The following is a 20,260-nucleotide window of genomic DNA, read 5'->3' as shown; positions in this document are numbered from 1 at the left end:
CCTCCTTTCCTGCGGTTTCATCCTTCTTACCGGATGATCCTGATCTGGCACACCTCCATGGCTTTCAGTGCATTCTCATGACTCTCCGGTGTTACGCCAGCGCAGCATGTGGCATCAACACAGATCGGCACTTCCGGAAGGGATGCCTTGATCAGAAGGGCATTGGAGATCACACAGATATCTGTGCAAAGTCCCACAAGAGTAATGCTTCCGATTTCTTCATCCTCATTGAGTGCAACCAGTTCTCCCGCCAGATCGGTGGAACCGAAGGTTTCTTTGTCAATGGGTTCTGTTTTCCTTAAGGCGTCCAGTTCTTCCCGGATCTGCCATCCATCTGTGCCCCGGATACAGTGAGGAACCGGAAGGTTTTTCCCTTCCTGTGTCTCCAGATAATACGTTTCATGGGTATCCCTTGTGAAAAATACCTTTCCTTCAAAATTCCGGATCTTCTCCTCCACCTTCGGAACAATGGCAGCTGCCTCCTTCGTGCCAAGTGCACCGTCGATGAAATCATTTTGCATGTCTACTATAATGAGAATGTTCTGCATGTCTGTCACCCCTTGTTTCATAATTTATTTCTGTCCGGCAAATTTATGATACCTTTATTGTGCATACTCTCGCGGAAGATGTCAAGGTAAAGAAAAGTCGCTCAGGCTTCAACAATCCGTACATCCCACGCAGGAATGATCAGCAGTGACTCAGCTTTGATCGTCTCACCGGTAAGTACGTCTTCTCCATCACTGTATTTATACGCAACAGACTGTTCCTTTGCAGAATAATTCAGAAAATACCGGACGGTTTTTCCAAAATCATTCGTTCCTTCACGAACGATCACCGGATATTCATAACCGGATAACTTTACCCCTGCATCGCCAAGAGCAGCTTTTATCACATTCTGAAGTGTGGCATTATCTGTCATGCATCCCAGATAGTATGCTATACCCATTCCATACTTGTTTCTGGTTATTGCAGCATATCCTTTCCAGTTATAATGTTCATATCCTGCAATCACCTCTGCGCCTTCCGGTTTGAGAAGTTCCATAAAGACCCTGGCTTCTCCAACCTCTGCCGAATCCGCATCATCAGAATTTATATCTGCATCTGCACTCCTTGCAAAATCATCCAAACTTTCCGCACCATACAATTTTCCTGACAGCTTCACATTGCGCGGAAAGGTAAACTGATCATAGCTGATACCCAGAGCATCTTTAAGGATATGCGGCTGTGCATCTGCATGAACCTTCACATTCTCATTGGCAAAACCGCTTTTAAATGTCACGACCAACGTGCCACCGTCTTTCACATACTGATTCAGCCTCTCTAAAGTGCTGTCAGGTGCAGCATAAAGCGCCGGTACAAAAATCGCCTTATACTGAGAAAGATCCTCAGATTCCGGCCAGACGAAATCACACTCCACATTCATCCGGTACAGTGCATCGTAGATCCAACGCACCACATCATTGTATCGGATCTCTCCATTATCCCCGGAAGTCGCCTGGATACCAAACCAGTTCAGTGCAGTCAGAGCCTCATTACTCACCATCACAGCCACATCATTTTTCTTCTTGAGATTTACCATATGACTGCCTTTTTCCCGAAATTCCTTTCCAATGATGCAAGCCTCCCGGTAAGTATCATTCTCCGCAAGATCATGGCTGAGAAGCCCCTTCCAGTATGTCTCAAATGAATTATGGATAGAATGCCAGTGCCAGTACATCACACTGTTGGCCCCGGACGCAAGATGGCTGTAAGCACAAAGCCGAAGCTGTCCCTTATACGGCGTCCAGCATGGAAATCCCTGCGCTTCCGTCTCCAGCACCAGATAATTATCATGCTTCAGACTACGGATCATATCCCCACCAAAAGCGATCTCCGTACCGGTCAGCTCATCCTGGGAGGGATGATAAATATCGGTTCCGGCAATGGTCAGAGCCTCCGAAACATGCAGATGGTTCACATCCGGCTGCACTCCGTAAGAATAACCTCTCCACTCAAAATCCATATTGTGAGTAATAAACTGGTCTTCTCTCTTATACTCACTGACGATCCCGGCCTGCCAGCTTAAGAATCTATCCACCAGAGTCCTCTGAAATTTCTCAAACTCTGCTCCCAGGCTGCCGTTGATGGTTCCTCTCACATCCGGAAAATCCTCCCAGGCATCAATCCGATTGCTCCAGTAATCCAGCCCGAATTCATAATTCATGGCATCCAGATTATCATGAAATTTTTCTCTTAAATATTTCACAAAAGCCAGCTGTACATTCTTACCTGCTGTGCCGTAATATTTTGTCTCATTATCCACCTGGAAACCTATAACACATTTCCTGTGGGCACTGATCTCCATCAGCTTGCGGATCACACGCTCCGCATAAAAAAGATATACCGGATTGGTAATGTCCATGATCTGTCTTGCACCATAGATCCCTGCGCCTTTTTTCGTTGTAGCGATCACATCCGGGTGAGCTTTCACCATCCACGCAGGCACTGCGTACGTAGGCGTTCCGATGATCACATTGATTCCGGCTTCCTCCATGGCATCCATAACACGCTCCACATAAGAAAAGTCAAACACCCCATCCTGGGGCTCGCAGGTGCTCCACGTAGATTCCGCAATACGCACCGTATTGATCCCGGCTTTTTTCATCATATCTATATCTTTATCAAGTCTGTCATACGGCATGTATTCGTCGTAGTATGCCGCACCAAAAAGAATTTCCTTCATCTCTGCCTCCCACTGTGTGTTTTGATAATCCTATCTTAGCAGAAATTTCCTGCACAGAATATCATTTATTCAATATAATTATCATTTATCCCACATCAGTATCACTTGCCTGAAAAATCCCCAATATCCTTATAAGAAAGAATCCTGCTTGCAGGATTCTCCGCCTGCGACGGGTCGCTTCAGCGACATTATTCCTCTCCGTCGCAGTGCGATCCTGCCCGGAGAACTTTTTTATGTTATAGGAACATTACGGAGTAATTTCCTATAACATAAAAAACCGCCCTTTTCTTCCATGCCAAAACATGAAAAAAGGGCGGTTCCTGTTTCATTTTTTTACAAAAACTGTTTTTATTTACCTTCAGCAATATCCTTAGTGATCTTCAGGAACTTATCAATATCATCTGTTCCGTGGCAGTGGAGCGGAGAAACACGAAGTGCACCTTCAAGACCAAGAGTCTCAACAATACGTTTGGAATATGGGCTGCTCTTTACACGCTCGAACAGCGTAACACCATGCTCAAGATATCTTCTTGCACACTCTGCAAATTCAATACCCTCAATACCCATGGCGACGATCAGATCCTTATAAGTAAGATCCTCCATATCCACATAAACCTGAACCCCCGGAATATGACGAAGCCCCGGAACCTTATCGGTACCTTCCAGCATACGGTACAGAAGCGCTCTCTCCTGAAGATGAATGTGATTCATACCCTCAACAAAAAGCTCACGCTTATTATATTTCTGTGCAGAATCACCCAGGAAATGCTTACCGATACTGCAAACATAATCAATAACCGCCATCATAGCCGCAAAGTTAGCCGGAGCCGGAGTACCAAGAGCCCATACATTATCATCCTTGCAGGTCAGCTTGATATGCGGCATCACAGCAACACGGTCAGAAACATAAGCATAACCGCAGCCACGAACACCAAAGAACTTATACGGTGCAAAGTTGCAGACATCCACATCCCAGTCCTCAACATCGATCACTGCATGAGGCGCATGCTGAACTGCATCACTTACAATGTAGATATCCGGATTGATCTCTTTTGCACGACGTGCGATTTCCTTGATATCCATGATATTACCGGAAATATTGGAAGCAGCCATAATACTGAGAAGAACCGTATCCTTATCTACATACTTCATGATCTCATCCGGATCAAGGCCACCAGTCACCTTATTAGCCGGAACCTCACGGAACTCCCTGCCGGTTTTTTTACAGTAATACTCAACCGCATCATGAGCAGACGGATGCTCCAGAGCAGAAGTGACTGCGTTCTTACCCCAGTCAACACCTTCCATGATCGTACCAACCGCATGGAACATGGTCTGGGAAGCAGTCAGTTCAGTGATAAGAGCGCCACTCTTTGCACCAAAAATAACCTCCAGGATCTCCCGAGTACCATTCTTAACATAATCCGCCAGATCAAAACCTCTGCCACGAGCACGCTCCGGGCAATCCGGGAACTCCTCGATAGCAGCCTTGGCCTCAACCGCCTTCTTAAGCCGCAGAGAACCACCGGAGTTCTCAAAGAAAAGTCTCGCACCATACTGCGGATCCTTATCTGCATAATAAAACTGAGATTTCAGCTTCTTCTGATATGTATCTGAAAACAAAACGCCATGATTAAATTCCATAATCGTATCCTCTCCTTCATCACATAAGCCCCGGCAACCCGGACAGCCAGCTATTCATGAACACTCTCATTTCATACGACTGTGTTCATTATATATCTCTCATCAGAGGATATCATAACACATTTATAAATAGTTATAAAATGAATAATGTAACTGTATTATATTAACATTGTTTATATTTTAACACATCATAGCAGCTCTGTAATACCGTCAAAAAGCAATATGCGCTTTTTACATAACCACGAACATTACAATTCTGCTTCTTAATATCGTTTCCTCATATCTCATCACATAAAAACCCAACCTGTCATCCCAGCTATCCAGCGAAGCGCTGATAGCCCATCCAACTCCCAAGCAGCCACACTACCCTACCACCCTGAAAAGCCAGCCCGCCAGGCGTGTGCTGCCTGTCACCGGACTCTGCAGGAGGGGAGCTGATTCTTGGCTGCCGGAAATCTGCGTTGTTTTACAAAAGTCCGCTGTCTGAGCGGCTACAAGACGCGAGTTCGGACTTTTGGAAAACGCTTTTAGCAGAATTCCGGCAGCCTAGAAGCCAGCCCCCGACGAAGCCTCGGTGACAGGCAGCACACGCCTGGCGGGCGTCCCTTTTCACAAAAAAAGCTGAACCAGCCACATCCCGCAGCCAGTTCAGCTCAACCCATACAACTACAAACTCACTCACCATCAACCCAGGCAAGCAGCTTCCCGGTAAAATGCCGGTTAAAGAAATGAATCACCGGCCCCAGCCCAAAAGCCGTCACCAGCGTACCAATTCCAATCACACCACCGGAAAAATAACAAATCAGCGCACAAACCACATCATTGGACATCCTGTGCCAGAAATAAGGAATTTTCGGCCATTTATCCGTCATGATCAATGACAAACTGTCATAAGGCGCAACACCCTCATCCGGCATCTGATACATCGACAATCCCAGACAGATAATCGCAACGCCAACGCACAATGCCACAAGTCTCACCGGCATAGCCACCAGTTCCAGCCCCATAACACCCGTAAAAATATAATAAAAAAACGTACAGATATAAGCCAGGAACACCGCATTCACAACCGTACCGATTCCCAGAAACTTCCGTCCGAACGCAACCTGCACAACCAGCAATACAACATTCACCAGCAGCTGAAAATTACCATAAGCCATACCAAGCTTAGCCGCAACAGCCATATTCATCCCACTGAACGGATCTGTTCCCAGACCAGCCAGCTTAAAGATCGCGATTCCCATACCGGCCAGAATGTTACCGATACACATGATCAGAACATGCTTCCAGTTGATGTTTCTTAAATAATCCCCCATAAACCGTCTACCTCATCCTCTCTGAAAAATATATCAGACGAATACACTATCCGCCCTCACTACACAGAGCACGATCCCAAACGATCACTCTGTAACAGCTCTTTCATTCTATCACACCCAACCACTCCCTGTAAAACGCAAAACCTCAAAAAACAACAAAAAAACAACTGGCAGATCAGGCAGGCATAAAAAATCCCCAAACTCCCGATTATATGTCGATTAATTTTTCTAATAAATGCATTTTTTTTAAAAAACCCATTGAAATCCATCAATTCATGTGATACTCTGTGTTACAGTGTTTTTCTACACAAAACGAATGACCGCCACCACCGCACACAAAAAGGTCCTGGCAGCATTCAAAAATAAAAAAACTCAGGAGAGTCTCTTCAAATCAAAAGGGAAGAGCGCCGAAGGTGTACGCAGCACACAAAATGCTGTAAATCTCTCAGGCAAAAGGATGGAGGAAAGAGTAATGTTTACACAAATCAACAACTTTATCACATGGTTTGACGGAGTCGTTTGGGGACTTCCGCTGATCATTCTGATCCTGTTCACAGGAATTCTGTTAACCGCTCGGTTAGGTCTTTTACAGGTAAGGCACCTCGGAAAGGCACTGAAATTCATGGTAAAAAATGAAGAAGGCGGCGATGGTGAGGTCACAAGCTTCGGAGCTCTGTGTACTGCACTTTCAGCAACCATCGGAACCGGAAATATCGTAGGTGTCGCAACTGCTATCGCAGCCGGCGGACCAGGAGCACTTTTCTGGATGATCGTAGCCGCATTCTTCGGAATGGCAACCAAATATGCAGAAGGACTTCTGGCGATCAAGTATCGTACCATTGACAAAGAAGGCCACGTTCTCGGCGGACCATTCTACTACATCGAAAACGGTATGGGAAAACAGTGGAGATGGCTTGCCAAGATCTTTGCATTTTTTGGAGCAGGTGTAGGACTTTTCGGTATCGGAACCTTCACACAGGTAAATGGTATCGCATCTGCAGTTACCAATTTCTTTGACCCGGATAAAGCACACACAGTAGCACTTTTCGGAAATACATATTCCTGGGCAACTGTAGTTGCATGTCTGATACTTACCGTATGTGTAGGACTTGTTGTTCTCGGCGGAATCCAGAGAATCGCAAAGGTATCACAGGTCGTTGTACCGTTTATGGCAGTTCTCTATGTTGCACTGGCACTGATCATCGTGATCACAAACATCACCGCAGTACCTGCAGCGATCGTAACTATCGTAAAATCTGCTTTCACAGGAAGCGCACTTGCAGGTGGCGCAATGGGAACCATGGTCGTAGCTATGCAGAAGGGTATCGCCCGCGGTATCTTCTCCAATGAGTCCGGTCTTGGTAGTGCCCCGATCGCAGCTGCAGCTGCTCAGACAAAGGAGCCGGTACGTCAGGGTCTTGTATCCATGACAGGTACATTCATTGATACTATCGTAATCTGCACCATGACAGGTCTTTCCATCGTCATCACAGAAACATGGAACACAGGTCTTGAGGGTGTTGCCATCACAACAGCCGCTTTCCAGAAAGGACTTCCTTTCCCGCCGTTTGTAGCATCCTTCTCACTGATGCTGTGCCTGGTATTCTTCGCATTCACAACAATCCTCGGATGGGATTACTACGGTGAAAGATGTCTGGAATACCTGTTCAACAGAAACAAAGCCGCAGTTACAACATACCGCTGGCTGTACATCATCTGCGTATTCATCGGACCATATATGACTGTAGCAGCTGTATGGAACATCGCAGATATCTTCAATGCCCTGATGGCATTCCCGAACCTGATCGCTCTTCTTGCCCTGAGCGGTGTGGTCGTAAAGGAAACTAAAGATTTCTTCAAAAGACATAAAAATTACGAATTCTGATTCCAAATATCGTAATCAAATGTAAACACACATAAACCCATAATGCCCCCTAATATCATACAAAAAAAGACGCGAACCTTTTTATCCTCTGATAACCCCCGATAAAAGGCCGCGTCTTTTTTATATGTAAATCGCTGGTTCCCCTCGATCATTTACCCGAATCAGGAAAGTATCCGCCTGACTATGAATTTTCTCACTTTATTTTTTTTATAGCCTTCCCCCATAATTCCGGTAATTCTCAATATAATCCAGAATCTCCTCCGGATCTTTCATAAACCGACACATATCCACAACATCTCTGGCCATAAATTTTTCCCCGGCTGTATACTCCAGAAGTGCCCTCATGCTGTCATAATATCCCTGAATATTATAAAGAACAATGGGCCGGTCGATTCGCCCCAGACTCTTCAATGTCAGGATCTCAAAAAACTCCTCATAAGTACCAATTCCCCCGGGTACCACGATAGTCGCATCCGAACGGCTTTCCAGCAGGTGCTTCCTCTCACGCATATTTTCAGTAAAAATAAACTCTGTACAATGCTCATACAACACTCCCGGCTGGTCAAAAAATCTCGGCGCGATACCCAGGATATAGCCTTTTTCTCTGTCAACACCCCGGGCTGCCGCACCCATCAGCCCCTCTTTTCCACCTCCGAAAACAAGGCCGTGTCCTCGCTTTCCCATCAGCCGTCCCAGTTCTTCCGTTTTCTCATAATAGATCTTTTTCAGTTCTGCACTGGACGCTCCATATATACAAATATTCATAATCCTGTCTCCTTCCCTGCTGCCTCCGCAAATGCCCGGAGAAGCTTCAGCTGCTCTGAAGAATCATACATCATCTCCGGATGCCACTGCACGGCTACTGCAAATGGATAATCATTTATCTCTGAATATAACTTTTGCCGGCCTCTGCACATGATACTGGCAAAGACCGGCTTTCCGTCATTTCCGATACATCTGGAGTGCATCCGGAAATGCCTGTTATTTTATTATAATCTGACATACACATGGGGTCAAGCAATTGCCGCTGCCTGAAGCTCCCGTTTTGTTGCTGCTCACTCCACGATCAGCAACACATTTTTATATTGAGAAATTTTTATGCTTATACAAGAACTTTTTCTACTGCGTTTTTCCATCCGATGTATTTCCGGTTTCTTTCCTGCAGATTCATGGAAGGGATGAACTGATTGCGGTTCTTCACCTCAAAGATGCTTTCCATCTTATAAAGTCCACAGCTTAAGCCAGCCATCAGACCAGCTCCCAATGCGGAAGACTCCTCACATCTTGGAAGGCTTACTGTTGTTCCTAAGATGTCACTCTGGAACTTCATCAGGTATTGATTTCTTGTAGGGCCACCATCTACACAGAGTTCTTTTACAGTCATTCCATCTTCTGCCTTCATCATCTCAACGATATCTGTGATCTGATAAGCAATAGATTCCAGGGCTGCTTTTACAATCTCTTTCTTTCCGGTTGTTCTGCTCATTCCATAGATAATGGCTTTTGCATCGGATTTCCAGTAAGGTGCTCCCAGACCGGAAAATGCAGGAACCAGATAGGTAGTATCGTTCTTATTTGCCTGCTCTGACATTTCCTGAGTTTCTCCCGGAGACGTGATCAGTCCCATGTCATCCTTCAGCCATGTGATCACTGCACCTGTGTAGTTGATATTTCCTTCCAGTACATAGGTAACTTTGCCGTTAAGTCCCCATGCAAGAGAAGTCACAAGACCAAGATCTGACATGATCGGTTCTGTTCCTGCGTTCATCATAACAGAGGAACCGGTTCCGTATGTAGCTTTGACCATTCCTTTTTCGATGCAGCCCTGTCCGAACAGTGCACCCTGGGAATCTCCGATCACACCACAGATTGGGATCGGTGTCTGGAAATATCCCTCAAAATCAGTTGTTCCGTACTGCATGCTGGAATCGCATACTTCCGGAAGCATATCTGCATTAATGCCAAACCAGGTACAGATCTCTTTATCCCATTTCAGGTTGTGGATATTGAAAAGCTGGGTTCTGGATGCATTGGAATAATCCGTTGCATAAACCTCGCCTTTTGTCAGTTTAAACAGAAGCCAGGTGTCGATGGTTCCCAGACAGAGATCGTTATCTCTTTTTGCCTGTTTTACCTCTTCTACGTTCTCCTGAAGCCATGCAAACTTCGCTGCCGGGAAATATGGGGAAAGGTGCATTCCTGTCTTCTGACGGATGATTTCTGCCACACCGCCGTTTTTCTTCTGCTCACGGTCCGGATCGATCATCACATTTGTTTTGATCCGCTCACAGATCTCGGAAGCTCTGGAGCACTGCCATACAATGGCAGGTGCCAGAGGCTCACCTGTGCTGCGGCTCCACGCTGCGGATGTCTCTCTCTGATTACTGATTCCAAGACACGCGATCTCTTCTTTCTGGATTCCGGCCTTCTCTACGAGATTTTTTACAACCTGGATCGTATTGCTGTAGATCTCGGAAAGATCATGGGAAACCCATCCTTTTTCGTTGATCAGCTGTCTGTGAGGAAGGTCTGTTCTGCAGACCAGATCACCGTTCACATCGAACAGGATCGCTTTTGTTCCCTGGGTACTCTGATCAACCGCAAGAACATATTTTTTTTCCATAATTTTCACCTTATTTCAGCGCGTCTTTTACAGTTTTTGCGATTCCTTCTGCGTTCATTCCGTAGTAGTCAAATACTTCCTGGGAGGTTCCGCTTACAACCGGAGCATCCGGAAGTGCGATATTCAGGACTTTGCGTGGGCACTCAGCACCAACAACCTGACTTACCATAGAACCAAGTCCGCCAAACGGCGCATGCTCCTCAGCAGTTACAACAACCTTTGCATTGGATGCCGCTTTTACGATTGCTTCTTTATCCAGAGGTTTTACACAATACATATCAAGAACTGTTGCGTGGATGCCGTCTTTCTCAAGAAGTTTGGCAGCCTCGTAAGCCGGGCATACCATTTCGCCGCATGCGATGATCGCTGCGTCTGTTCCTTCTGCAAGAACAGTTGCCTTATCCATTTCGAACGGGCAGTTGTCCTCTGTATAGATATCCTCAACCGGATTTCTTCCTACACGGATATATGCCGGTTTCTCATCCTTCAGAAGCGCCTTGATCAGCTTTGCAGTCTGGAAACGGTCACTTGGAAGGTAAACTCTCATGTTCGGGATTGCGGACATAGCTGCGATATCCTGTGCGGAATGATGGCTCATTCCAAGGGCACCATAGCTGATTCCACCACTGATTCCGATCAGTTTTACATTTGTGTTGGAGTATGCAACATCGATCTTGCACTGCTCATAGCTTCTTGTGGAAAGGAAGCATGCAGGAGAAGCTGCAAAAGCTTTTTTGCCGCAGTGTGCAAGACCGGCGGACACGCTGACAAGGTCCTGCTCAGCGATTCCCATCTCAACGAACTGCTCCGGATACGCCTCTGCAAAAGGTGCTAAGGATGCAGATCCTCTAGAGTCACTGCAGAGAACAACGATATCTTTATCTGTTTCCGCTTCTTTCAAAAGTACGTCACAAATTGCTTTACGGTTTGGGATCTTATTCATAATTACAGCTGCTCCTTTCTCTCTTCAAAATCCTTCATGATCTGCTCATACTCTTCCTGACTCGGTACATGATGATGCCAGGATGCTTTGTCTTCCATAACTGCGGAGCCTTTACCTTTAACAGTGTTTGCGATCAGAACTGTGGGCTGGCCCTTTGTCTGTTTCGCTTCCTCAAATGCTGCATGAAGCTGCTCAATGCTGTTTCCGTCAGCAACATCGATCACATGCCATCCAAAGCTCCTGAATCTCTCATGAAGATCGTCATGTCCCATAACATCCTCTGTATTTCCGGAGATCTGGAGTCTGTTGCGGTCAACGATCGCGCAGAGGTTATCCAGTTTATACTGATGTCCTGCCATAGCTGCTTCCCATACAGAACCCTCTGCAAGCTCACCATCACCCATTACTGTGTATACACGGTAGTCTTTCTTGTTCATTTTTCCTGCAAGTGCCATACCTACGCAAACCGGAAGTCCATGTCCCAGAGAACCGGAGTTCATCTCGATTCCCGGAAGCTTGTTGTTTGGATGTCCGATATACTGTGTTCCGAATTTACTGAATTTCTCGTTTACTTCTTTGATATCAAGGAATCCTTTCTTTGCAAGTACTGCATAGTAAGCTTCTACGGAATGCCCTTTACTCATAACAAAAAGATCTCTGTCCGGATCATTCATATTCTCCGGGGAAATATTCATCTGATCAAAATACAGTGTGACCAGAGTCTCCATAACACTCATATCACCACCGATATGTCCGCCTTTACCGGCAACGATCATATCTACGGTGTCTTTTCTGAGATCATACGCAAGTTTGCTTAATTCTCTAAAATCCATGCTGATTCCTGTCCTTTCTTTTTTCAGTTTATATGTCTCACAGCTTTACGCATATTTTTCCTTTATACCGGGGATTTTCCCTGTCCGGAAAAATATGCTGCTGTTTTTTATTTATATCATTCTCCGCGAAGATAAGCTTTTACATCTTCCTCGATCGGGTCATACAGATCCGGTGTTACGCCGATATATTTGCATGCCTCGTAAAGTACCGGAACAACGTTCTTGTGGATACCGACACAGTGATGGATGTATGGTCCCTCAACCAGTTTAGCCTCAAGACGTTTGATATTCTCAACCTCAACCCAGAGGTAAGTTCCCATACCTTTCGGTCCGTCGATACCTTTTGCGTTTCCAAGAAGAAGAGAATACTCTCCGTTGTCTCCGTCAAAGCGAACCAGGGAAACGTCGCCGTGTTTTGCCTCCGCTGTGATGCTTCCCGGATGCTCGAATGCCAGCGGGTAAGTAAGCTTCGGTGTCTCTTTTGCAATGGAGATCGGCCATGGTCCGCAATGCTGAAGAAGCTCGCCGTTTTCTACATCAGGATGGCGGATGGTCCAGTCAGCGAAGAAGCTTCTTGTTTCACCCATACCTGCTGCCTCTACCATAAGAGCTGTGATCGCACCGTGGATATCTGTCTCACATACAGTCGGGATACCCTCGTCATTTAACAGGGAGTTTGCTGCACATGGCATGATTCCAAGCTCGCTCTGAAGCTGATTCCAGCACTGGATCGCAATTGCTTTGCAGCCGTATTTCTCTGCCAGATGCTTCATGGCAACCTTGAGAGCAGCTACATTCTCAAGTTCATTCTCTTTGACGCAGATCTCCATGTTGTCGCGGCAATACTGCATAACCTCCTGAACCTCTGTCTGCTCTGCTTTTGCTTTCTTTACTTCATCAGTAAGCTCCGGCATCGGGATCGGTGCAAGCTGAATATTGAATTTCTCAAGAAGCTCACCCTCGTTGCACATGGTTGTCCAGAAATCGAACGGTCTTGTGGAAATCTGAAGGATACGGATATTTTTGAATGTTTTTACTACATTACAGACAGCAAGGAAATCTTTGATCCCTCTTTCGAATACCGGGTCATTCAGTCTGCAGTTTGTCATGTATGTAAATGGAACACGGAATCTTCTTAAAACTTTACCTGTTGCAAAAAGTCCGCACTGTGTATCACGAAGTCTTGTTCCGTCCGGCTCAGGTCTCTCATCCAGAGGTCCCCACAGAAGGACCGGAACATCAAGCGCTTTTGCAAGTCTTGCACACTCATACTCTGTACCGAAGTTGCAGTGCGGAAGGAAAAGTCCGTCAACCTTCTCTTTTTTAAATTTGGCGATGATCTTCTCAAGACCCTCATCATTGTAAAGAAGGCCCTCATCATTAATGTCTGTGATATCTACGAAATCAACGCCAAGCTCCTCAAGTCTCTTAGCAGTAAGTCCGCGATATTTTACTGCATCCGGTGCACTGAAAATACTTCTTCTGGTTGGTGCGTAACCAATTTTGATCTTGTCCATTTTTGAACTCCTTTCGTGAATCCAGGTTTACTGGTTTGCGTTTATTCTTATATGATCCATTTGCTCTGTTCTCTTTTGTTATCTGCATGATATCTTGAAATCCACTTTATTTATATACATAATAAAGTTATTTATGCTTTATTTTCCACTTTATTATTGTAAATACATGTGGAAAAGATTATAATTGAAACAATTTCAAGGACACACTACCGTGGATAAAGGAGAACTATATTATGGGAATCACAGCAAAAGAACTGGCCGCCAGACTGAACCTCTCAGCCACAGCTGTCTCCATGGCACTGAACGGAAAACCTGGCGTCAGCACAGAAACCAGAGCCATGGTCATCCGGGAAGCAGAAAAAGCCGGCTATGACTTCAGCCGACTTTCCATGAAAAAAAATGCGTCCGGAGATATCTACTGCATCATCTGCCGGGCACACAACGCGATCTTAAATTACACACCTATTTTTTCAGAACTTACCGACGGCATCGAACAGGAATGCCGAAAAAACGGATACCATCTGAAAACCTTCCAGCTTTATGAAAAAATCGATGATCTCCAGAAATATATCGAAGAACTCCGCATTTCCCAGTGTGCAGGTGTCATCCTTCTGGGAACCGAAGTCTCTGCTTCCGTATGTCATGAATTTCTCCAGCTCTCCGTCCCTGTCATTCTTCTGGACTCTTACTTTGACTCTGCCGACTGCAGCTGCGTACTCATCAACAACGCACAGGGAGCCTACCTGGCCACCAGCTACCTCATCGACCGCTGTGGCCGCCAGCCGGGACACCTCTGCTCTTCCTACAGGATCACTAACTTCCGCGAACGGACACACGGTTTTCACCGGGCAGTACGCGAACACGGAATGTCCACTGCCAAATCCATCATTCACGAACTCTCCCCATCCATCGAAGGAGCCTTCTCTGACATGCTGGAGATCATAGACAGCGGAACCCCTCTTGCCGGCGCATACTTCGCAGACAACGACCTCATCGCCATCGGCGCCATCAAGGCCCTGAAACTCCGCGGCTACAAGATTCCCGAAGATATCACCATCGCAGGCTTCGACAACATCTCCGAAGGCCGCGTCATAGACCCCGCCCTCACCACCATCGACGTCCCCCGAAAATTCATGGGACAGACAGCCGCCGCCCAGCTGATCCGGGAGATCAAAACCCCCGTCCCCCACTCCGTAAAAATCGAAGTATCCACCACATTGATCAAACGGTTCTCTGTATAAAAAAGAACACCCCAGGCAATATCCCACTTGCCCGGGGTGTTCTTTTCGAACGACAGGGATGAAAAAGACCCTGTATGATCAGTCATGCAAGCCATTCTGCTCAAAATCTCTGAACAGGCTAGCTTCTCCATCATCAGCAAATGCATCTGCATCCCCCTGATCGGAATCATCCTGTCCTCCCTGGATATCTGGGATATCTGCATCCTGGGAATCCTGGGACGTGCTATCCTCAGAGCTGTCCTTGCTATCCTTGCTGGAACTGTCATCTTTACCAAGTTTTACAGTAAGTGTCTTCTCCTTATATTCATTACCATCCAGAACTGCAACCGTCACATCGATCTTTTCCTTCGGCTCATAATACTGAAGCAGCTCAACCAGTTGATCGATACTGGTGATCGTTTTACCATCAAACTCTGTAATGACCATATTCTTGGTAATACCTGCATCATCGGCAGGGCCACCCTCGGTTACCTCCGAAACAAATACACCCTGCGGGATACCATAAATCTGTACTGCCTCCGTACTTACTGTACTGCCTGTGATACCAAGGATACCATGATTATCCACTTTATCCCTTGCCTTGGCATTCATCATGTTCTCAAGAGAATCCGCAACATCAGAGATCGCAATGGCATAACCCATACCTTCAACCTCAGTAGAAGCAAGCTTGGAAGAGTTGATACCAACAACCTCACCATCCATATTCAGAAGCGCACCGCCACTGTTACCGGGATTGATAGCCGCATCTGTCTGGATCAGGTTCACGCCCTTGTTGATACTGCTGCTGTTATCTGTAGAATCACCAGACTCGATCTGACCTGATGCATCTGTCGTACGGTTCTTTGCACTGACAATACCGGTAGTAACAGACTGTCCATAGCCAAGTGCATTACCAATGGCAACAACCTGCTCACCGATCTTCAGATCATCAGAGCTTCCGATCTTTGCAACAGAAATTGCATCCATTGTATCATCCGAAACATCCTTCGTTGCAACAGAAACAACTGCAAGATCCTCGTTTTCATCAAAGCCCTTTACCGTAGCCTCATAAGCTTTACCATCTGCAAAGGCAACTGACAAGGTATCGGCACCATCCACAACATGATAGTTTGTGGCGATCAGCAGCTCAGAATCTGTTTTTCCGATGATAATACCGGAACCGCTTCCTTCAACTTCCTGCTCCTGGCTCGGCGCATACTGGGAACCAAACATGCTATAATAATCCTGAACCTCCTGAACGGACTTGGTTGTGATGGCAACTACAGAAGGCATTGCCTCCTCAGCAACATCTGATACATCCAGACTGCCCTTTGTATCGGAGGATTTTGTAGCCTCTGTATCTTTGCTGTCTTTATTTGATTTTTTATCAGACTTCATAAGAGTCAGATTCTCGGAGCTGTCGGTTGCCGCCTGTACGGACTGTGCACCGGAGAAATAATTTATACCTTCATATGCACCAACTCCAATGCCGCCGGCAAGTACTGCACACAGGCTGATGGTTGCACCTTTTTTCATCATTTTCTTTATTTTTAATTTTCTGTTATTGTTCATGGTTAAATCCTCCCTGGGAAAAAATTCTTCTCTGTTTCCTTTTGATGCTTCAAAGTATATGGGTTAATTGTGTTTACTTTGTGGGAAAAATGTGTTTTATTTGTTAAAACTTTTCACTGTCATCACAACTACAAACCACGCAACCTCAAGAAGAACGATCATTCCACCTGGTTTCAGTCCGGCATAATAGGAAAGAAACAGTCCGGCAATGGTGGTACATACCGCCACGATAATGGCACAGATCAGTGTACCCTTATAGCTTTTTGCCATCTGCATGCCACACGCCACCGGAACTACCAGCATGGAGGAAACGATCAGGGTTCCTACTGTACGGGACGCAATGGAAACTGTCAGAGCCGTCAGAATAGTAAAAAGAAAATTAATATTCCGCACGGAAACACCGGAGATCCTTGCCGCATTTTCATCAAATCCGATATAAAACAGTTCCCTGTAAAAAAACAGCACTGCTGCCAGCACCAGCACACTGATCACAACTACCAGCGCCAGCTCTCCTTCACTGATGGACACAATACTTCCGAACAAAAAGCTGTTCAGACTGGCACCGTTTTCCACAAAGCCGGACAGCACACCGGCCAGTCCGATCCCGGCAGACATGACGATGGAGATCGCCACCTCCGAATAACGCGGGATTTTTTTGCGGATAGCCTCAATTCCAAGAGCAGCTACGATGCACATCACTACTGCACCGGCTACCGGATTCACTCCAAGTATCAGTCCCAGCACAACACCGGCCAGTGAAGAATGGGAAAGCGCATCTCCGATCATGGACATCCGTTTCAGAACAATGGTGATTCCGATGCAGGGCGTGATCACAGCCAGAAGGATTCCCACCAGAAAAGCCCTCTGCATAAATCCATACTGTAAAATACTCATACTTCGTCGATCCTCCCCTCTTCCGCTTTAAAGAACCGGTTTGCTCCTTTAAACTCACCGGAGTTTCCATGAGTAACCATAAGGATCGTCAGCCCCTGTTCCTCATTCCGCTTCCTCAGAACTTCTGCAAGTGTTTTCACAGAAACCATATCCATTCCTGTGGTAGGCTCATCCAGGATCAGGATCTTCGGTTTTCCTGCCAGTGCACGTGCCAGCATAACCCTCTGCTGCTGTCCTCCGGAAAGATCTCCGATCCTTCTTTTCCAGAACTCTTCCATTTCCATTTCCGCAAGTGCGGCTTTCAAACGCGGGATCTCTTTTTTTGCCCGGAAACGTGCCTTCCAGGAAGAGGAATACACGCCTGTCATCATGATCTCTTCCACAGTCGCCGGAAAATTCTGGTTTCTGCTGATACTGTTCTGTGGAACATATCCCAGATCTCCCTTTCCAAATGTGGCAGAAATATCTTTTCCATTTACGGTAATACTTCCCTCCTGCGCCTTCAGTTCGCCCAGAAGAAGCTTCAGAAATGTACTTTTTCCACTTCCGTTTTCACCGGTAAGGATGGCATAATCGCCATCCTTCACCTCCAGGTTCACCTGATCCAGCACAGGTGTCCCTGTATAGTGAAACGAAAGATTTTCTATCAAAATTCCCATAATTTCTCCTTTTTTGTTACAGCTGCTGTCCTGCACCTTCAGTTTAATGCCTTCCTGAGCGCCTCCAGATTCTTCCTCATCACAGAAAAATAATCCTCTCCGGCCTCGATATCCTCCTCACTTAATCCCTCGATCGGATTCAGCACAGCAGTCACCGCATCCACTTCCTTCGCCACTGTCTTCGCCACCTTGGGACTTGCCAGCTCCTCAAAAAATATGGTATGGATATCGTATTTTTTCGCATACTCGATCACTTCCTGCATCTTGGCAGGATCAGGCTCTGAATCCGGTGTCAGCCCTTCGATAGCCAGCTGCTTCAGATCATAGGCATTGCACAGATATCCAAAAGCCTCATGCGCCACTATGATATCCCGGCTCTTCGTACCTTTCAGACCATCTCTGAACTCCTGATCCAGCTCATCAAATTCACCGGCATATTTCTCATAATTTGCTTCATAATAATCACCGTTCCCAGGATCAGCCTTTACCAAAGCATCCCTGATATTCTTCATTTCCTGCTTTGCACGCATAGGATCAAGCCAGACATGAGGATCTTTTCCTTCATCACCATGAGCATGATCATGTCCTCCATCCAGAAGCTCCACACCATCCGATGCCTCAGACACAACCAGATCCTGATTCTCCAGAGTATCCAGTACATCCTCCGCCCAGTGCTCCAGATCCGCACCATTATAGACAAACACATCTGCATCCTCAAGATTCCGGATATCCGTTGCCGCCGGCTCCCAGTCATGAGGCTCCGTTCCCGCCGGAACCATATCCTTTACCTGGATCCTGTCGCCCCCTACCTTCCGGGCAAAATCATACATTGGATAAAAGCTGGCCATCACCTTCAGTCGGCCATCCTCCACAAATGGCTGTCCCACCGTTCCGGCCCTGTGCAAACCATATCCGGTCACACCGCCCACAACAAGAAGCGTCACCGCCAGAACTGCTGCCGCTGTCATCTTCCCTCTGTTAACATTCATTTTTTAAGCCTCCTGCAGCTGTCACAATATCCATAAAAGATCGTCCGGCTCTGATCGATCTCAAATCCGTGTTCATCCAGCACATGTCCCACAAAATGATCGATACATCCACACTGCAGAGGAATCGTATGCCCACATTCCAGACACACAAGCTTACCGTAATTCTTCCGCTCCTCATCACGTATAAAACGATACTGGGCAGGCGCTCCCTCCACAGACGGAACCTTCAGCACCGCTCCCTCCTTCTGCAGCCGCTCCAGTCCTCTGTATACCGTTGTCCTTCCGATCTGGATCTCTTTTCCACGAAGGAGCTCCATAAACTGATCTATGGTATAAAATGTATCTCCATATTCCTGCAGGCATTCCAGAATTATTTTCTGCTGCCTGGTGCTGTATTTCATTTTTTCTTCCATTATATTTCCTACTCTCTTCTATCAACTGCACCTTACATGGCAGATTTGAATTTGAAAACCGTTTTCATATTACATTCAAATAAGAATTTCGTCAAGATATTTTTGAAGGGAAATAATTTTTGGTATGTTCTTATAAAAGCACTTTATCTCTACCTTCTTTTATGATAAAATATAACCAAGACTTAACCAATAGAAAGAAGGTAGACCTCTATGAAATCACAGCGACTGGACATGATCGAAGAATATGTGCTGGAGCATAAGAACGCTTCTCTCGATACATTATGTGAGAAATTCAACGTATCCAAAAACACCATCAGAAGAGATGTCGATATCCTTCTGAAACGTGGCAGTATCATGAAAGTATATGGCGGTGTCGCAGCACTCGAAACTCCACAGACTCTTCCCCTTCTGTCTTACGAAGAGCGTGGCGGACGTTTTCCTGACGAAAAGAAAGAAATCTGCCGCCGTGCCGCAGAGCTTGTGGCAGAAGACGATACCATCTATATCGATACAGGTACAACCTGCCTGAACCTGGTTGATTTTATTGCAGATAAGCACTGTACGATCCTGACCAACAGCCTGCTTATCTTCAACAAGGCAGCATCCTATCCGAACCTGGATATCATTTCCGTTCCCGGAAAGCTGAACCGCAAGACCCTGTCCTTCACAGGACCGGATATCAATGATTATCTGCAGACCTACAACATTTCCATGGCTTTTATGGCCTGCACAGGTGTAACCATGAAGAGCGGACTTACCAATGCCAGCGCCGAGGAATACATCACCAAAAAAGCCATCGCAGAGAATGCCAACAGCATGATCCTTCTTGCAGACCATTCCAAATTCGGCCGGATCTCGCTTATGACCTATTCTTCCATGGAAAAGCTGGACGCCATCGTAACCGACCAGCCACTTCCTGAAGAATACGACAGCTTCTGCCAGGAGCACGGCATCCGTGTTATGACGATCGATTAAATTGGATATTGACCCTAAAAAACGGTGCATCTGCCAGAAATCCAGCAGATGCACC

General features: G+C 46.2%; 18 protein-coding genes and 1 riboswitch. Of the genes, 3 read left to right on the top strand and 15 right to left on the bottom strand.

Annotated elements, in window-relative coordinates:
- Positions 1-26: 26 nt before the first annotated feature.
- From DWX61_RS15735 to DWX61_RS15720, 4 genes are all read right to left on the bottom strand, one after another.
- Positions 27-548: a cysteine hydrolase family protein gene (locus DWX61_RS15735; RefSeq protein WP_118626245.1), complete on the bottom strand. Its 522-nt coding sequence runs from the start codon at positions 546-548 to the stop codon at positions 27-29.
- 101 nt (positions 549-649) lie between these two features.
- A complete protein-coding gene (locus DWX61_RS15730) occupies positions 650-2,722 on the bottom strand; it encodes a beta-galactosidase (protein ID WP_118626243.1) in 2,073 nt (690 codons plus the stop codon).
- 348 nt (positions 2,723-3,070) lie between these two features.
- Positions 3,071-4,366 (bottom strand): aminotransferase class V-fold PLP-dependent enzyme, encoded by a 1,296-nt coding sequence (locus tag DWX61_RS15725; RefSeq protein ID WP_118626241.1) that lies wholly within the window; start codon positions 4,364-4,366, stop codon positions 3,071-3,073.
- A gap of 674 nt (positions 4,367-5,040) precedes the next feature.
- Positions 5,041-5,682, bottom strand: coding sequence for a YczE/YyaS/YitT family protein (locus tag DWX61_RS15720; protein WP_118626239.1), 642 nt, complete (start codon positions 5,680-5,682; stop codon positions 5,041-5,043).
- Between the two features lie 363 nt (positions 5,683-6,045).
- Positions 6,046-6,153, top strand: a riboswitch (glycine riboswitch).
- Position 6,154: 1 nt separating this feature from the next.
- On the opposite strand from DWX61_RS15720, the gene DWX61_RS15715 reads away from it, so the two are divergent.
- Positions 6,155-7,567 carry an alanine/glycine:cation symporter family protein gene (locus DWX61_RS15715; RefSeq protein WP_182434025.1) on the top strand — a complete coding sequence of 471 codons (1,413 nt, stop codon included), beginning with the start codon at positions 6,155-6,157 and terminating at the stop codon, positions 7,565-7,567.
- Positions 7,568-7,774: 207 nt separating this feature from the next.
- On the opposite strand, the gene DWX61_RS15710 is transcribed toward DWX61_RS15715, so the two are convergent.
- The 6 genes from DWX61_RS15710 to DWX61_RS15685 form a co-directional block, all read right to left on the bottom strand.
- Positions 7,775-8,332: an LOG family protein gene (locus tag DWX61_RS15710; RefSeq protein WP_118626235.1), complete on the bottom strand. Its 558-nt coding sequence runs from the start codon at positions 8,330-8,332 to the stop codon at positions 7,775-7,777.
- Positions 8,329-8,535, bottom strand: coding sequence for a hypothetical protein (locus tag DWX61_RS19010; protein ID WP_182434024.1), 207 nt, complete (start codon positions 8,533-8,535; stop codon positions 8,329-8,331). The genes DWX61_RS15710 and DWX61_RS19010 overlap by 4 nt, the downstream gene beginning before the upstream one ends.
- Positions 8,536-8,669: 134 nt before the next feature.
- Complete coding sequence (locus DWX61_RS15700; protein ID WP_118515788.1) at positions 8,670-10,190, bottom strand: FGGY-family carbohydrate kinase; 1,521 nt, start codon at positions 10,188-10,190, stop codon at positions 8,670-8,672.
- A 10-nt stretch (positions 10,191-10,200) separates the two neighbouring features.
- Positions 10,201-11,133: a transketolase family protein gene (locus DWX61_RS15695; protein ID WP_118626233.1), complete on the bottom strand. Its 933-nt coding sequence runs from the start codon at positions 11,131-11,133 to the stop codon at positions 10,201-10,203.
- A 2-nt stretch (positions 11,134-11,135) separates the two neighbouring features.
- Complete coding sequence (locus DWX61_RS15690; protein WP_118515784.1) at positions 11,136-11,966, bottom strand: transketolase; 831 nt, start codon at positions 11,964-11,966, stop codon at positions 11,136-11,138.
- A gap of 116 nt (positions 11,967-12,082) precedes the next feature.
- Entirely contained in the window at positions 12,083-13,483 is a 1,401-nt protein-coding gene (locus tag DWX61_RS15685) for an L-fucose/L-arabinose isomerase family protein (RefSeq protein ID WP_118515782.1), read from the bottom strand.
- Between the two features lie 233 nt (positions 13,484-13,716).
- On the opposite strand from DWX61_RS15685, the gene DWX61_RS15680 reads away from it, so the two are divergent.
- Positions 13,717-14,724 (top strand): LacI family DNA-binding transcriptional regulator, encoded by a 1,008-nt coding sequence (locus DWX61_RS15680; protein ID WP_118515780.1) that lies wholly within the window; start codon positions 13,717-13,719, stop codon positions 14,722-14,724.
- A 78-nt stretch (positions 14,725-14,802) separates the two neighbouring features.
- On the opposite strand, the gene DWX61_RS15675 is transcribed toward DWX61_RS15680, so the two are convergent.
- The 5 genes from DWX61_RS15675 to DWX61_RS15655 form a co-directional block, all read right to left on the bottom strand.
- Positions 14,803-16,275, bottom strand: coding sequence for a S1C family serine protease (locus DWX61_RS15675; protein WP_118626231.1), 1,473 nt, complete (start codon positions 16,273-16,275; stop codon positions 14,803-14,805).
- A 96-nt stretch (positions 16,276-16,371) separates the two neighbouring features.
- Positions 16,372-17,169, bottom strand: a complete 798-nt coding sequence (locus DWX61_RS15670; RefSeq protein WP_015526431.1) for a metal ABC transporter permease — start codon at positions 17,167-17,169, stop codon at positions 16,372-16,374.
- Positions 17,166-17,828: a metal ABC transporter ATP-binding protein gene (locus tag DWX61_RS15665; RefSeq protein WP_015526432.1), complete on the bottom strand. Its 663-nt coding sequence runs from the start codon at positions 17,826-17,828 to the stop codon at positions 17,166-17,168. The genes DWX61_RS15670 and DWX61_RS15665 overlap by 4 nt, the downstream gene beginning before the upstream one ends.
- A gap of 38 nt (positions 17,829-17,866) precedes the next feature.
- Positions 17,867-18,817 carry a metal ABC transporter substrate-binding protein gene (locus tag DWX61_RS15660; protein WP_114002488.1) on the bottom strand — a complete coding sequence of 317 codons (951 nt, stop codon included), beginning with the start codon at positions 18,815-18,817 and terminating at the stop codon, positions 17,867-17,869.
- Positions 18,814-19,230, bottom strand: coding sequence for a Fur family transcriptional regulator (locus DWX61_RS15655; RefSeq protein WP_015526434.1), 417 nt, complete (start codon positions 19,228-19,230; stop codon positions 18,814-18,816). The genes DWX61_RS15660 and DWX61_RS15655 overlap by 4 nt, the downstream gene beginning before the upstream one ends.
- 210 nt (positions 19,231-19,440) lie before the next feature.
- Here DWX61_RS15655 and DWX61_RS15650 point away from each other — a divergent pair, with 210 nt between their 5' ends.
- Positions 19,441-20,205: a DeoR/GlpR family DNA-binding transcription regulator gene (locus DWX61_RS15650; protein ID WP_015526435.1), complete on the top strand. Its 765-nt coding sequence runs from the start codon at positions 19,441-19,443 to the stop codon at positions 20,203-20,205.
- Positions 20,206-20,260 lie beyond the last annotated feature (55 nt).

Source organism: Ruminococcus sp. AF20-12LB (assembly GCF_003478985.1).
Classification (GTDB): Bacteria; Bacillota; Clostridia; order Lachnospirales; family Lachnospiraceae; genus Blautia_A.
This window is presented reverse-complemented; position numbering and strand designations above follow the sequence as displayed.